The organism is Arthrobacter livingstonensis (genome assembly GCF_003219815.1).
Taxonomy (GTDB): domain Bacteria; phylum Actinomycetota; class Actinomycetes; order Actinomycetales; family Micrococcaceae; genus Specibacter; species Specibacter livingstonensis.
Genome location: NZ_QJVD01000020.1, coordinates 42,660 through 56,378 on the forward strand (window position 1 = coordinate 42,660; position 13,719 = coordinate 56,378).

Sequence of the window (13,719 nt, forward strand, 5' to 3'; positions counted from 1 at the left end):
ATATCGATTCAGCGGATGGGGGACTGGGGTGCGGGGAACGGGGATGGCGCCTAGTTCCGGTGGGGATCTGCGCCGCGGACGGGGATGTGGGTGGCCACCAGCACCGGGCCCCGCGATCCGGCCGCAGCGTTCCCAACCCCCGCCTCACCGGCAGCTGCCTCCATCGCCGCTGCCTTCTCGGCCTCCGTGGCCGGGCGGATCTGCCCGCGTTCTGGCACAAACTCGATCGAGTCATCGGCCGCCTCCGGGGCGTTGACGAAGGAGCGGAAGCGCCGTAGCCGTTCGGGATCGGCCAGGGTGGCGGCCCATTCGTCCTCGTAGTGCTCCACATGCAGGGCCATGGCGGCTTCCAGGTCCGCCGCGATGCCCAGCGAGTCGTTGACCACCACGTCCGCCACGTGCGCCAGGCCGCCGTCGAGCTCCTCCTGCCAGCGGGCCGTGCGCTGCAGGCGGTCGGCGGTGCGGATGTAGTACATCAGGTAGCGGTCGATGTAGCTGATGAGCGTGGCGTCGTCGAGGTCCTTGGCGAGCAGCTGCGCGTGGGCCGGGGTGGCGCCGCCGTTGCCGCCCACGTACAGGTTCCAGCCGTCGGCGGTGGCGATGACGCCTACGTCCTTGCCGCGTGCCTCGGCGCATTCCCGGGCGCAGCCGGAGACACCGAGCTTGATTTTGTGCGGGCTGCGCAGGCCGCGGTACCGCAGTTCCAGTTGGATGGCCATGGCCACCGAGTCCTGCACGCCAAAGCGGCACCAGGTGGAGCCGACGCAGGACTTCACGGTGCGCAGGGATTTCCCGTAGGCCTGGCCGGACTCCATGCCGGCGTCGATGAGGATCTTCCAGATCGCCGGCAGCTGCTCAAGGCGGGCGCCGAAAAGGTCGATGCGCTGCCCGCCGGTGATCTTGGTGTACAGGCCGAACTCCTGGGCCACCGCGGCAATCACGGCCAGCTTGGCGGGGGTGATCTCCCCGCCGGGGATGCGCGGAACCACCGAGTAGCTGCCATCCTTTTGCATGTTGGCCAGGGCGCGGTCGTTGGTGTCCTGGAGGGTGCCCCGGCCAGCGTCGAGCACGTATTCGCTGTGCTGGCTGGCCAGAATGGAGGCCACGGTGGGCTTGCAGATGTCGCAGCCGTGCCCGGCCCGGGCGGTTTCATCGACGCCAAAGCGGGCCAGGATGTCCGGAAAACTGGTCAGTTCCAGGGCGCTGACGGCCTCAAAGAGCTCCGCGCGGGACATCCCGAAGTGTTCGCACAACGCCTTTGACACGGCGATGCCAGACTTGGCCAGCTCGCCCTCCATGAGCTTCTTCAGCAGGGGCACGCAGGAACCGCACTGGGTGCCGGCCCGGGTGCACGCCGAAAGGTCCGGCAGGTCCCGGACGGGGTCGGCGCCCTCGCAGCTGCCGCAGCCGTTGACGGCGTCGCGGATGCTGCCGGCGGAGACGTTGTTGCACGAGCACAGGATGGCGTCGTCGGGAAGTTCGACGGCGGGTGCGTCCCCTCCGCCTGCTGCCGACAGGAACGCGCCGGGCCCGGCCGGCAGTTCCCGGCCCAGCAACGGGCGCAGGCTGGTGTACGGGGTGGCGTCGCCGACAAAAATGCCGCCCAGCAGGGTTTTGGCGTCGGCGCTGGTGACGATCTTTTGGTAAATGCCGCGGGCGGGATCGGCATAGACCACCTCCAGGCTGTCCTCCGTGCGGGCAAAGGCGTCGCCAAAGCTGGCCACGTCCACCCCGGAGAGCTTGAGCTTGGTGGCCGTGTCGAACCCGGGGAACGTGGCGGTCCCTCCGTGCAGGCGGTCGGCCACAATTTCCGCCATGGTGTTGGCCGGCGCCACCAGGCCCAGGCACATGCCGTCAAAGTTGGCCACCTCGCCGATGGCCCAGATGCCGGGAACGGCGGTGGCGCAGCCTTCAGTGATTTGGACGCCGCCGCGAGGTCCCAGCGTCAGGCCGTGGGCGGCGTTGCCGTCCGCGTCCCTGGCCAGCTCGTCGCGGGGCCGCACGCCGATGGCGGCCACCACCAGGTCGGCGGCGACCACGGCGCCACCGGCCAGGACCACCCCGGTGACCTGGCCGGCGTCGTGCGTTTCAATGGCGGAGGGGTAGGCGCCGGTGGCGGCGGAGATTCCCTTGGCGGCGACCAGGCGGCCCAGCGCCTGGCCGGCGCCCTCATCCAGCTGCGCGTTCATGAGCCAGCCGCCGCCGTTGATGACGGTGGCGTCCGCGCCGAGTTTCATGAGCCCGGCCGCCGCTTCCAGGCCGAGCAGGCCGCCGCCCAGCACTGCGGCCCTGACCTGGCGGCCCAGCACTTGTTGCAGGCGGGCCGCCTCGCGGTTCAGGGCCCAGACGTCGTCAAGGGTGCGGTAGACGTGGGTGTGTTCGGCGCCGGGGATGGCCGGCCTGGCCGCGTCGGAGCCGGTGGCCAGGACCAGCTCGTCGTAGCGGTGGCTGGCTTCCACGCCGTCCCTCGACCTTGTGGTGACCGTCCGGGCGGCGGGGTCGATGGTGACGGCGCGGGCGCCGGTGGCCAGTGTGATGGCGGGGTGGTCCCAGAGCGCGGAGTCGCCGAGGGAAAGATCGGTTTCCGTCTCGGTCAGGGCCTTGCCCAGGTCCACACGGTCGTAGGGAGTGTGGGCCTCCTCAGCGAGGACCGTGACGTTCCAGCCGTTCATTCCGCGGGCGTGCATGGCCTCGGCGAAGCGGTGGGCGGCTGGACCACCGCCCACCACCACGACCTGGCGGGCCGGCGCTGCTTCCTCGGTTGTTCCCTGATTCATGGCTGGCGCCTTTCGCTTGGGTTGGCCCGGTGCTGGTGCTGGTGCGGAGTGCGGTCTGGTGCTGCTGCGGTTGCTGGGTGCGTCCGGTGCTGGGTGCTGCGGCCAAGGTGTGGTTCAAGACTAGGGAGCCGGCGTTGCCCCGCCGTTTCGGATATGTTTCCTCGCGTTAACTTTCACCTAACGGACGGCAGGGGCCGGCCGGTGAGGGAAGGTTTACGTGCTTGTCATCTTCGGGGAGGGTGCGGGAAACACGCCGCCAATAGTGTTTTTCCCATCGGATCGAACCCGGTATATACCCCGCACACGTACCCCGTAGATTAAGGAAGAAGCGGCATGGATACCCTCATGGAAACGCAGTCTGCACCGCACCGCGACGCTGCCCGATTCGCACCGGCCCTGCATGGGACTCCGCTCCCGCACGGGGTCCCCGCCCCGCACGGCGGTGCCACATGGCACCGGGTCTGCCGGGTCGCCGAACTGGACGATTCCTGGGGTGAGGCGGCCCTTGTCGGCGGCCGCCAGGTGGCGCTTTTCCGGGTGGGGGAGCGCAGTGTCTTTGCCGTCTCCCACGCGGATCCCGCCACCCGTGCCAATGTCATGGCACGCGGCATTGTCGGCTCGAGGGGGAACACCCACACCATCGCCTCACCCCTCCACAAGGAGGTCTACAGCTTGGCCACGGGCGAGTGTTTCGGGAACCCCGAACTGCATTTGGGCACGTACCAGGTGCGTGTGGTGGACGGTGCCGTCGAGGTGGCGCTGTAAGGGCGAGGTGACTGGGCACTTGTGGCTGTTTTCGGCACCCATTTCAGCCACTAGTGTCCAGTGGGCGGAGGCCCGGCTGCACTTGCCCGGGCTGCCGCGAACGGGCAGAATCGCATCCATGGCACATAAATTTGCGGTGGGCGACCACGTCACATGGAATTCCGAGGCCGGGCATGTCCAGGGGACCATCACCAAGGTCCACACCGGGGACGTCGACTACAAGGGCCACACCCGACGGTGTACGCCCGAGGATCCGCAGTACGAGATCAAGAGCAGCAAAACGGACCACGTGGCCATGCACAAGGGCAGCGCCCTGACGAAAATCAAGGGATGATGGAAATCCGGCGCCGCCACCGGGTCCATTCGAGGCAAGCGCCGCTGCATGGGCTCCGTTGAGCCAAAAGTTGAGCCAAAATTCGAAGGAAAGTTGCTTCGTTGCTGTCCTGAGGCCCGTTAATGAGCATACTGGCCCGTCGCGGACCTCGGTCGGCTGTGAGGACTGCAGCGCCTAATTTGATTACGAACTCGTAATTAGTGGACCATTATTACTTTTTCCGGATAGGATGGGAATTATTACCGGGACGTAATAAGGAGCAGTTGTGCAAGGCGTCATGAGGACTACGCAGGACCTGGGGCTGATGGTTCATGGTGTCCGCACGCGGCATCAGCTCACCCAGGCTGAACTGGCCACCCGGCTTGGGGTCAGCCAGCGCTATCTTTCGGAGCTGGAGACTGGGAAACCCAAGGTCCTGAACGCGAAACTGCTCTCAGTCCTCGACCAGCTGGGTGTGGAGCTCATCTACCGGGAAGTTCAGGAGTGAGCGCGCTGCTGCCGGTCCATCTATACGGCACCGTTGTCGGTCATCTGGAACGCATCAGTCCTGCGGGGGTTCGCTTCCATTCGTCAGAACAGGGCAGCGCCAGGTTCGCCCGTTGGCTCACCCGTCCTCTCCCGCAGCCTTCCCCTTGCCTCCCGTCCGTCCAGTGTGGAGGCAGCAACCAACTTTTTCGGTGGGCTCCTTCCTGAAGGCCGGGGACTGCACAACCTGGCAAAACAGGCCGGCGCAGCCACTGATGACGTGTATGCCCTGATCGAATTCGCCGGCCTTGACGTCGCCGGAGCCGTCCAGGTGGGGCACTTGGTAAACGCGAGTCACGGCGGCTATGCACCCGTCAGTGACGGCGAGATCCTCGCGCGGCTGGATAGGACGTACGAATACGTGATGGGGTCCGTGGGAGGCGGCGGGTCGCTGGCCGGCTACCAGCCAAAAACCACTTTGGCACGCATCAACGGAAAGTGGTGCATGGCCACAGGCAGTGCGGCTTCCACCCACATTCTCAAGCCGGTGCCGAGGGAATAAGAGCAGTCAGCCGAGAGGGAGGCCTATGGTCTTTCGCTGGGTCGAACGCTGGGGCTGACGACTTTCGACAGCCATCTTCAACGTTTCGGCGACCGGCTGGTTCTCGTCATTGAACGTTATGACCGAGAGATTCACGGCAACAAAGTCGACCGCATCCATCAGGAAGATGCTGCCCAGGCCCTGTCGCTGCGCTGGAACAGCGATGCAAAATTCGAGGCCGTCGATACACGGGCGAATCTCCATGCGGTGGCAGGCCTCGTGAGCCGGACGCGGCAGGCCATCTCATCCGCACCAGGGGACTTGGAGCGGTTGTTGGCATTCGTCACATTCAATGCGGCCATCGGAAACACAGACGCCCATGCAAAGAATTTTTCCATCGTGCACTACTCAAACGGACGAGTCGCGCTGGCCCCGCTCTACGACGTTTCAACCCATGCCATGGCCACCGGCGGACAGCAGAACATGGCCCTGCGGATCAACGGACTGGCCTCCCAGCCGGACCTACGGCTAACCGACCTGGTGGCCGAGGGAGTTTCCTGGGGGCTGAAGCCCGAAGCAGCTGAAGCGTTGGTCCACTGCACACTCACGGAGCTGAGAGATGCGGTGTGCGCGGGCGAGCAGGAAAGAGTTGATTCGAGCATCCCGGCTTACATCGACCGGCAATCCGCCAACCTTCTTGGCGGCCAGCGCGCCGGAGCCGGGATTGGACAGCCGCCGGCGCTTCATCACTTCACCCACTCTTAAACGCAGGCGAGCCACGGGCACCGGCTCCGTGCACCGTTAAGAAAGTCCACACCAGGGACGCCGACCATGAGGGCCGCGCCCGCCGATTTACAGAACTGAATAGAGGGCAATAAAAAAAATGGACCACTTGGCCATGCACAAGGGGAGCGCCGTGACGAAAATCAAGGGCTGAGAAAACGATGCCGGCCAGCTGCCATATCGTTGGGGCATGACTGAAGAACCGTTAAACATGCGCAGCGGTTGGGTGGAAGTCCCCAGGGCAAGGATCCATTGGGAAGCGACGGGAAATCCTGAGGGTGTGCCGGTGCTCTACCTGCACGGCGGTCCGGGCGGGTCGCTGGGCAAGGGAGGGTACCGAAAAAAGCATGATGCGGCGCGGTTCTGGACCATCGGCATCGATCAGCGCGGGTGCGGGCAAAGCACCCCCACGGCGCAGGACGACTTGGAACATCTGGCGGATAACACCACGCAGACGCTGATTGAGGACATTGAGTCCCTGCGCAGGCACCTGGGTATCGAAAAGTGGATCGTCACCGGTGTTTCGTGGGGGAGCACTCTCGCGCTCGCCTACGCATTGGCGCACCCTGACCGCGTGCTGGGGATCGCCCTGGTCGCGGTGACAACCACGGACCGCGACTACGTGGACTGGATTACTGAGGGCGTGGGCCGCATCTTCCCTGAGGCCTGGGCCGAGTTTGCCGGGGCCGCCGCGGCGCGGCCGGGCGAGCGGATCGTGGAGGCCTATGCCCGGCGCTTGGCCGGCAGCGACAGGGAGGAAGCCCGTGTGGCGGCCGCAGCCTGGGACCGGTGGGAATCCACGCACATATCCATGAGCCCCTACTGGCAGCCCGGGCCCATGTTCGAGGACGAAGCGCAGCGCATGACCTTCGCGCTCCTCGTGACGCACTACTGGGCCAACGACAGCTTCCTCACTGGCAGCCGGGAAATCCTGCCCCGGATCCATGAATTGGAAGGGATCCCCGGCCACCTCATACACGGCCGCCGGGACGTCAGCGGCCCCGCGATCACTGCGTGGCAGCTTCATCAGCGGTGGAAGGGCAGCCAGCTGGTCATTGTCGAGGACGAGGGGCACGGCGGCCCCAAATCCATGGCGGAACTCACGCAGGCGGTGGAAGGAATCGCCGCAGGACTGTCCTAGGGACCTGGTCTGGTCGCAGCCGCCCCCTTATTCGCTCACCAACTTCGTTTCTGGCGGCGGCGCAGCACCGCGGCAAGCACGACGGCGGCGCCGACCCCCGTGGTCCACCACAGGACACGCTTTTCCTGGGCGGCGTCCGGGCCGGGATTCGGGGAAGCCTGCCGGCGCAACATCCTCCCTTCGGCCACCAGCAGCAGTTCCTTGTCGTGCTTCTTGGCGCTCGCAGCCGTGTCCCGGGGCGGCAGCTGCAACTCCGCTTCCGCCTTGATGCCGGCCTGCAGCTGGCGGCCGCGTTCGACTTCGGCGTCAAGTTCGGCCCCGAGGAGCAGCATGAGGTTCATGATCCAGATCCACAGCAGCAGCACGATCATGCCGGCAATGGTCCCGTACGTTTTGTCGTACTTGGAGAAGTTGCTGACATAAAAGCCGAACCCCACGGAGGCCACCACCATGGCCACGAGGGCAACGCTCGCGCCGACGCTGATCCAGCGGAACCTGGGCTGCCTGACATTGGGCGTGAAATAGTACAGGACGGCGATCAGCACAATGGCCAGGATGGCGACCACGGGCCACTTGGCGATGTTCCAGGTGGCGACGGCGGCATCTCCCACGCCCAGGGCGTCGCCCAGGACCCTGGCGACCGGGCCCGAGACCACCAGCATCAGGGCAATGGCAGCGACGATCAGCACGGCGGCCAGGGTCACGAGCAGCAGGGCCGGGCGCAGCTTCCAGACGGGGCGGCCCTCGTCGGTGCCGTAAATGCGGTTCATGGCCCGGCTGAAGGCTCCGACGTAGCCGGAGGCGGACCACAGGGCCGTGACCAGTCCAAGCGCAAACGTCCAGCCGGCGGCGGAGGAGGACGCCAAATGCTCTACGGGTCCCTTTATGGTGTCCATGACTTGCTGGTCCGTCAGCTGGCGCACCAGGTCCAGCATCACTTTGGTGGTTTGTTCGGCCTGTCCCAGCAGCCCGAGAATGGACACCAGCGCCAGAATGGCCGGAAACAGGGACAATATTCCGTAATACGTCAGTGCGGCTGCCAGGTCCGTGCAGCCGTCGGAGCTGAACTTGCCCACAGCGCGCCTGGTCACGTATTTCCAGGACTTGGCCGGCAGCTTGCCGGGGTTCCGGGGCTTGCGGGGGTCGTCCGGTGCCGGGGCGCTGGCCTTTTCTACGGCAGCGCCGGTTTCGCCGTTTGCGTACGGGCTCATCTAACAGTCCCTTTCATGCGGGGTCACGGATGGACGGCGCCGTGCAGATGCCGCCTTCGAAGCCTGCCTCATTTCCGGGACGCCGGGCGCACGGTATTTCCCTTGCCGCGCGCTCTGCCGTCCCAGACATGGTTTCACCCTAGCGCCTGCCAGCCGCCTGCCGCCGGTGATTGCCCCGGGCGGCCCGGGGCCCGGGGCGGGCTGCCGGGACTCGGCATCGCGGTTACCACATCTACGGTTCCGGTTCCGGGTTCTCAGATCTGCGGCCCCGGCGGCGGCCCGGCCGGCTGCCTACAGCCCCAGGGCTGCCTGGACGTCCGCAGCAACGCCGGCCAGCGCGCGGGCAGCTTCGCTGCGGGCGGCGTCCAGTTCCCCGCGTGCCGCCACGGGCACAATGACTTCCAAATAGCATTTGAGTTTGGGTTCCGTGCCGCTGGGGCGCACGATCACCCTGCTGTCATTTGCCGTCAGGTAGAGCAGCGCGTCGGTGGCGGGGAGCTCCGGGGTCCCCACGGACAGGTCGGTGGATTCCACGACAACTGACCCGTTGAAGGCCGCCGGCGGCCGGGCGCGCAGCCGGGCCATCATCGCGGTAATCTCGGCAAGGTCCTCCACGCGGATGCTGATCTGGTCGCTCGCATGCAGGCCGTGCTCCAGGGCGAGGTCATCCAGCACGTCAAACAGTGTGCGGCCCTGGGCCTTGAGCGCGGCAGACATCTCCGCGATGAGCAGTCCGGCGGACATGCCGTCCTTGTCGCGCACCACCTCGGGGGCCACGCAGTACCCCAGCGCCTCCTCATAGCCAAACGTCAGGCCGGGCACGCGCGAGATCCACTTGAAACCGGTCAAAGTCTGCACATGCGGGTAGCCGGCCGATGCGGCGATGCGGGCCAGCAGCCTGCTGGAGACGATCGAGTTGGCAAAGACGGGCACCTGGGCCGGGTCCGGCGTCGCACTTGTTTCGGCACGTCCGCCGCGGGATGCGAGGTGGGCCCCAAGGAGGGCTCCCACCTCGTCGCCGTGGAACTTGCGCCACTGGCCGGTGGCCGGGTCGAGGGCGCCGACGGCGGCGCGGTCGGCGTCGGGGTCGTTGGCGAGCACGACGTCGGCCCCCACCTGGCGGGCCAGGGCGAAGGCCAGGTCCATGGCCCCGGGCTCTTCCGGATTGGGGAAGGAGACGGTGGGGAAGTCGGGGTCGGGGGCGGACTGCTCGGGGACGGCATGGATGTCGGTGAATCCGGCCCTGTGCAGCACGTCCAGGGCCGTGTCATGACCGACGCCGTGCATGGACGTGTGGACGATGCGGAGTTCGCGGGAGGGGAACATTTCCGAATCCGCCAGGGCAGCCACGGCCGACTTGTAGCTGGCGAGGAGTTCGCCGCCCACAACCGTCCAGCCCCCCTTGGCCAGCGGGATGGCGGAAGTGTCGCCGGCCTCCCGCGTCGTGGAGGCCGCGGCGATGTGCGCGGCAATTTGTGCATCGTGCGGGGCCACAATCTGCACGCCGCGGGCCTCGGGTGCCACGGCACGCCCCCCCAGGTAGACCTTGTAGCCGTTGTCCCGGGACGGGTTGTGGCTGGCGGTGACCATCACACCGGCCTCGCAGTCCAGGTGCCGGACGGCAAAAGCCAGCACGGGGGTGGGCAGAGCCGCGGGCAGCAGGAAGGTCTCTATGCCGGCCGCCGCGAAGATCGCCGCCGTCTCCCCGGCAAAGATTGCCGAGTTGTGGCGGGCATCGTAGCCGACCACCGCCCGGGGCCTGTAGCCGGCCTGCTGGTTCGCTTGGGGACCGGTCACGTCTGTATCGGGCTGGGAGGCCGGGTCCGGCTGGGAGGGGGAGCCGGCGTCGTCCGCGTTGCCTTGAGTCCCGGGCATCGCCAGAACCAGCAGGTGGGCGGCCACCCCAGCGGCAGCGCGGCGCACCACTGTCCGGTTCATGCGGTTCGGACCCGGGCCCATGACGGCGCGCAAACCGGCCGTGCCGAACTGCAGGTTGCCGTCGAAGCTGTCCTCGAGCTCGGCGGCCGCTTCCTGGCTGTTGCCTGCCCGGGCCGCCAGTTCCTGTAATGCCGCGGCCGTTGCGGGATCCGGATCGTTGGTGGCCCACTGGGAGGCTGCGGTGGAAAGGGCTGCGGTTTCGAGTGCTGCGGCGGACTCGGAACGTGTCTGCGAAGAATGGGTCACGAGACTAATCTAGCGGCAGCGCCGCGGCGGGAGGTATCCGGCGCCGTTCCGTTCTGCGTTGCGCTCGCCACGAGAGGTGCGCAGTGCACTGTCGGGCGCCGCCGTCGTGATGCCCGCTGCGCCTAACGGGACTGCCCCAGGCCATGAGCGTCCTCCACAGGGCGGACGGCCTCCGGTCTTGTCCACATTTGGTGGATGGAGCGTGCTGGAGCAGGTCAACCCTGGCAACGATGGAGTCATGAATTCATACAGGAGAACCCCCAAACTTTCCGTCGAGGCGGCCATCACCCGGCTCGGACCGGTTGCGCGGCAGTCAGAACTGCTGTCCCTTGGGATCAATACGCGGCAACTGCGGACAGCTGTCCAGGATGGCCGCGTGATGCGCGTGGCGAGGGGGCACTACGGGTTGCCCGGCGTGTCTGAGTGGGACATTTACCTGGCCAGGCACCAGGCCCGGCGGACCTGCCTGAGCAAGGTCAGGGAGCTGGGCCTGTGGCTGTTGGAGGAACCGCGGGAGATGCACGTGGCCGCTGCCCACGGACGGCCGATTCCCGGTTGTGCGGTCCACCGCCTGGCCGGTGAACCCACCCTGTTGGAGGTGCTGCGCCAATGTGTGGCTTGCGGCAGTGACCTGGAGGCACTCGTCATCCTGGAATCGGCGGTCGTCAAGAACAAGTGCACCATTGACCAGCTCCGGACGGAATTCTCGCGGAGGAGTGACAAGCGGGCCCGCGGCATCATCGAGAAGATCGATCCCCAGTCCATGGCCATCACGGAAACCGTGGGCAGGTCCCGTCTCAGGGACGCCGGACTTAATGTCCAGGGCCAGGCGTATGTGCGTGATGCGGGGCACCTGGACCTGTTGGTGGACGGTGTCCTGGGCATCGAGGGGGACGGCAAGGAATACCATGACACGGAGTCTGGCTGGGCCGAGGATCTGCGCAAGGACACCATGTATGTCCTGCGCGGCATGTGGAGGCTGCGGATTCCGGCTGCCGTGGTGCTCTACCAACCTGAGGTCATGTTGCGGTGGGTCCGACAGGCCCTGGCCATGATCCGTTCTGCACCGCGCTCGGGCTGAACGCGGCGCAGGACGCTGTTCTGCGCCATGTCCGTAGCTGGGACGGCGCAGAACAGGACGGCGACCGCAGGCGCTACAGCTTGGCGATGATGTCCGCGAGCAGCCGGGAGATGCGCGGTCCCGCGGCCTGGCCGGCCTCGATCACCTCGGCGTGGCTGAGCGGGACGGGGCTGATGCCGGCGGCCAGGTTCGTCACCAGCGAGATGCCGAATACCTCCATGCCGGCGGCACGGGCGGCAATGGCCTCCAGGGCGGTGGACATGCCCACCAGGTCGGCGCCGATCCGCTTGGCATACTGCACCTCTGCCGGCGTCTCATAGTGCGGGCCGGTGAATTGTGCGTACACTCCCTCATCCAGCGACGGGTCCACCTCGCGGGCCACGGAGCGCAGCCGGGACGAGTACAGGTCTGTCAGGTCCACGAACGTTGCGCCCTCCAGCGGCGAGGTGGCGGTGAGGTTGATGTGGTCGCTGATCAGCACCGGCGTCCCCGGGGTCCAGGCCCCGTTGAGCCCGCCGCAGCCATTGGTCAGCACCACGGTCTTGGCACCGGCGGCAGCTGCGGTGCGCACCCCGTGGACCACGGCTCGCACCCCCTTGCCCTCGTAGAAGTGAGTGCGGGAGCCAAGCACCAGCACGTTCTTGCCGTCCGGGGTGCGTATCGAGGTGAGAGTGCCCACATGGCCCGCCACTGCGGGAGCGGAGAAGCCGGGCACGTCCGCGGCATTCAAAGAGGCGGTCACCTCGCCGATAAGACCGGCCGCCTCACCCCAGCCGGAGCCCAGCACAAGCGCCAGTTCATGCTGTTCCACGCCCGTGGCCTGGGCAATGTATGCGGCGGCCCCGCTGGCCAGCTGCGTCGGGTCTTTTTCGGGGGAAGTCTCTTGGGTGTTCACGGAACCAACCTACCGGCAAGCCGCAGGCCCGCGCCACGTGCCGGCCGCCCCAGTTCGGTGTGCTGTAGAACTTGGCGGCTGTCCCCGGATAGGCGAGAATGAACTACTGTGACCAGCAATCAAGAAGCATCCAAGCCCTTTGCCGTCCCCAGCCTTGCGATCCTCGGCGGCGGCCCCGGCGGTTACGAAGCCGCCATGGTGGCAGCCGCCATGGGATCGCAGGTAACCATCGTGGAGCGTCTGGGCCTGGGCGGCGCCGCTGTACTGACCGACGTCGTGCCTTCCAAGACCCTGATCGCCACGGCCGAGTCCATGAACCGCAGCATCGACTCCACCGAGCTGGGCGTGAGCTTCAACGCCGACGACGGCGACCTGAAGACGGCCCTGCGTGCGGACCTGAAGCAGATCAACGGGCGCGTGAAGGTGCTGGCCATGGAGCAGTCCACGGACATCCGGCGGGGCCTGGAAGCGCTGGGCGTGCGCATTGTGATCGGCACCGGCAGGATGCTGGACGGGCGCACCATCGAGGTGGACCGCGGCGAAACCAAGGAAATCATCAAGGCCGACGCCGTCCTCATCTCCGTTGGCGCCCACCCGCGCGAGCTCGCCACGGCCCGGCCCGACGGCGAACGCATCCTGAACTGGACCCAGATTTACGACCTCGACGAACTGCCCGAGGAACTCATCGTGGTGGGGTCCGGCGTCACCGGCGCCGAGTTCGCCTCCGCCTTCAACGGCCTGGGCTCCAACGTCACCCTGATTTCCAGCCGCGACCAGGTGCTGCCCGGTGAGGACTCGGATGCCGCCGCCGTGCTCGAGCAGGTGTTTGAGCGCCGCGGACTGCGCGTGCTGTCCCGCTCCCGCGCCGAGGCAGTCGAGCGCACGGCCGACGGCGTCGTGGTCACCCTGGGCGACGGCAGCAAGGTCACCGGCACGCACTGCCTGGTCTGTGTGGGTTCCATTCCGAACACCACGGACATTGGCCTCGAGACGGCCGGGGTCGAGCTGACCCCCAGCGGCCACATCAAGGTCGACGGCGTCTCCCGCACCAGTTCGCCCAACGTCTACGCCGCCGGCGACTGCACCGGCGTGTTGGCGCTGGCCTCCGTGGCCGCCATGCAGGGCCGCATCGCCGTGGCGCACCTGGTCGGGGACGGCGTCAGCCCGCTCAAGCTCACGCAAGTGTCCTCCAATATTTTCACCTCCCCGGAGATCGCCTCCGTGGGCGTGTCCGAGGCCGAGCTGGAAGCCGGCAAGTACCAGGGCGACGTGGTGAAGCTGTCCCTGCAGACCAACGCCCGCGCCAAGATGCGCAACGTCAACGACGGCTTCATCAAGATCATCGCGCGCAGGGGCTCCGGCACCGTCATCGGCGGCGTCGTGGTCGGCGCCGGCGCCTGCGAGCTGATCTTCCCGATCGCGCTGGCCGTGGCCCAGAAGCTGCACGTGGACGACATCGCCAACACGTTCACCGTGTACCCGTCGCTGTCCGGGTCCATCGCCGAGGCCGCCCGCCGCCTCCACGTCCACATGTAGCCAGAC

12 protein-coding genes are annotated in these 13,719 nt (G+C 66.9%); 8 read left to right on the forward strand and 4 right to left on the reverse strand.

The genetic code is table 11. The annotated features are described in order from the left end of the window. Positions 1-50: 50 nt before the first annotated feature. Entirely contained in the window at positions 51-2,777 is a 2,727-nt protein-coding gene (nirB, locus tag CVV68_RS16565; protein ID WP_110502116.1) for a nitrite reductase large subunit NirB, read from the reverse strand. A gap of 333 nt (positions 2,778-3,110) precedes the next feature. Here nirB and nirD point away from each other — a divergent pair, with 333 nt between their 5' ends. The 6 genes from nirD to CVV68_RS16595 all read left to right on the forward strand — a co-directional run bounded on the left by nirD (position 3,111) and on the right by CVV68_RS16595 (position 6,806). Further along, complete coding sequence (nirD, locus tag CVV68_RS16570; RefSeq protein WP_245933596.1) at positions 3,111-3,542, forward strand: nitrite reductase small subunit NirD; 432 nt, start codon at positions 3,111-3,113, stop codon at positions 3,540-3,542. Positions 3,543-3,660: 118 nt separating this feature from the next. Continuing rightward, the gene (locus CVV68_RS16575) at positions 3,661-3,876 is read left to right on the forward strand and encodes a hypervirulence associated TUDOR domain-containing protein (RefSeq protein ID WP_110502154.1); all 216 of its coding nucleotides are present in this window, start codon (positions 3,661-3,663) and stop codon (positions 3,874-3,876) included. Positions 3,877-4,153: 277 nt separating this feature from the next. Then, on the forward strand, positions 4,154-4,363 hold the full coding sequence (locus CVV68_RS16580; protein ID WP_146238936.1) for a helix-turn-helix domain-containing protein: 210 nt from the start codon (positions 4,154-4,156) through the stop codon (positions 4,361-4,363). Positions 4,364-4,396: 33 nt separating this feature from the next. Next, positions 4,397-4,903 carry a HipA N-terminal domain-containing protein gene (locus CVV68_RS16585; protein WP_170133215.1) on the forward strand — a complete coding sequence of 169 codons (507 nt, stop codon included), beginning with the start codon at positions 4,397-4,399 and terminating at the stop codon, positions 4,901-4,903. A gap of 54 nt (positions 4,904-4,957) precedes the next feature. Beyond that, positions 4,958-5,647 (forward strand): HipA domain-containing protein, encoded by a 690-nt coding sequence (locus CVV68_RS16590; protein ID WP_245933603.1) that lies wholly within the window; start codon positions 4,958-4,960, stop codon positions 5,645-5,647. Positions 5,648-5,855: 208 nt separating this feature from the next. Beyond that, positions 5,856-6,806, forward strand: coding sequence for an alpha/beta fold hydrolase (locus CVV68_RS16595; RefSeq protein ID WP_110502120.1), 951 nt, complete (start codon positions 5,856-5,858; stop codon positions 6,804-6,806). A gap of 35 nt (positions 6,807-6,841) precedes the next feature. On the opposite strand, the gene CVV68_RS16600 is transcribed toward CVV68_RS16595, so the two are convergent. Both CVV68_RS16600 and CVV68_RS16605 read right to left on the reverse strand, forming a co-directional pair. Next, a complete protein-coding gene (locus CVV68_RS16600; RefSeq protein ID WP_211320883.1) occupies positions 6,842-8,017 on the reverse strand; it encodes a YihY/virulence factor BrkB family protein in 1,176 nt (391 codons plus the stop codon). A gap of 291 nt (positions 8,018-8,308) precedes the next feature. Next, on the reverse strand, positions 8,309-10,201 hold the full coding sequence (locus tag CVV68_RS16605) for a phospho-sugar mutase (protein WP_110502121.1): 1,893 nt from the start codon (positions 10,199-10,201) through the stop codon (positions 8,309-8,311). Positions 10,202-10,439: 238 nt separating this feature from the next. Between CVV68_RS16605 and CVV68_RS16610 the strand changes: the two genes are divergently transcribed. After that, positions 10,440-11,282, forward strand: a complete 843-nt coding sequence (locus CVV68_RS16610; protein WP_146238937.1) for a type IV toxin-antitoxin system AbiEi family antitoxin domain-containing protein — start codon at positions 10,440-10,442, stop codon at positions 11,280-11,282. A 73-nt stretch (positions 11,283-11,355) separates the two neighbouring features. Here CVV68_RS16610 and CVV68_RS16615 read toward each other — a convergent pair whose 3' ends face one another. Next, entirely contained in the window at positions 11,356-12,177 is an 822-nt protein-coding gene (locus CVV68_RS16615) for a purine-nucleoside phosphorylase (protein WP_110502123.1), read from the reverse strand. A gap of 108 nt (positions 12,178-12,285) precedes the next feature. Between CVV68_RS16615 and CVV68_RS16620 the strand changes: the two genes are divergently transcribed. Further along, positions 12,286-13,713 (forward strand): NAD(P)H-quinone dehydrogenase, encoded by a 1,428-nt coding sequence (locus CVV68_RS16620; RefSeq protein WP_438502652.1) that lies wholly within the window; start codon positions 12,286-12,288, stop codon positions 13,711-13,713. Positions 13,714-13,719 lie beyond the last annotated feature (6 nt).

Excerpts from the sequence above, each read along its gene's own strand:
- nirB (WP_110502116.1), bottom strand. The coding sequence starts at position 2,777 with ATGAATCAGGGAACAACCGAGGAAGCAGCGCCGGCCCGCCAGGTCGTG.
- nirD (WP_245933596.1), top strand. The coding sequence starts at position 3,111 with ATGGATACCCTCATGGAAACGCAGTCTGCACCGCACCGCGACGCTGCC.
- CVV68_RS16575 (WP_110502154.1), top strand. The coding sequence starts at position 3,661 with ATGGCACATAAATTTGCGGTGGGCGACCACGTCACATGGAATTCCGAG.
- CVV68_RS16580 (WP_146238936.1), top strand. The coding sequence starts at position 4,154 with ATGAGGACTACGCAGGACCTGGGGCTGATGGTTCATGGTGTCCGCACG.
- CVV68_RS16595 (WP_110502120.1), top strand. The coding sequence starts at position 5,856 with ATGACTGAAGAACCGTTAAACATGCGCAGCGGTTGGGTGGAAGTCCCC.
- CVV68_RS16600 (WP_211320883.1), bottom strand. The coding sequence starts at position 8,017 with ATGAGCCCGTACGCAAACGGCGAAACCGGCGCTGCCGTAGAAAAGGCC.
- CVV68_RS16610 (WP_146238937.1), top strand. The coding sequence starts at position 10,440 with ATGAATTCATACAGGAGAACCCCCAAACTTTCCGTCGAGGCGGCCATC.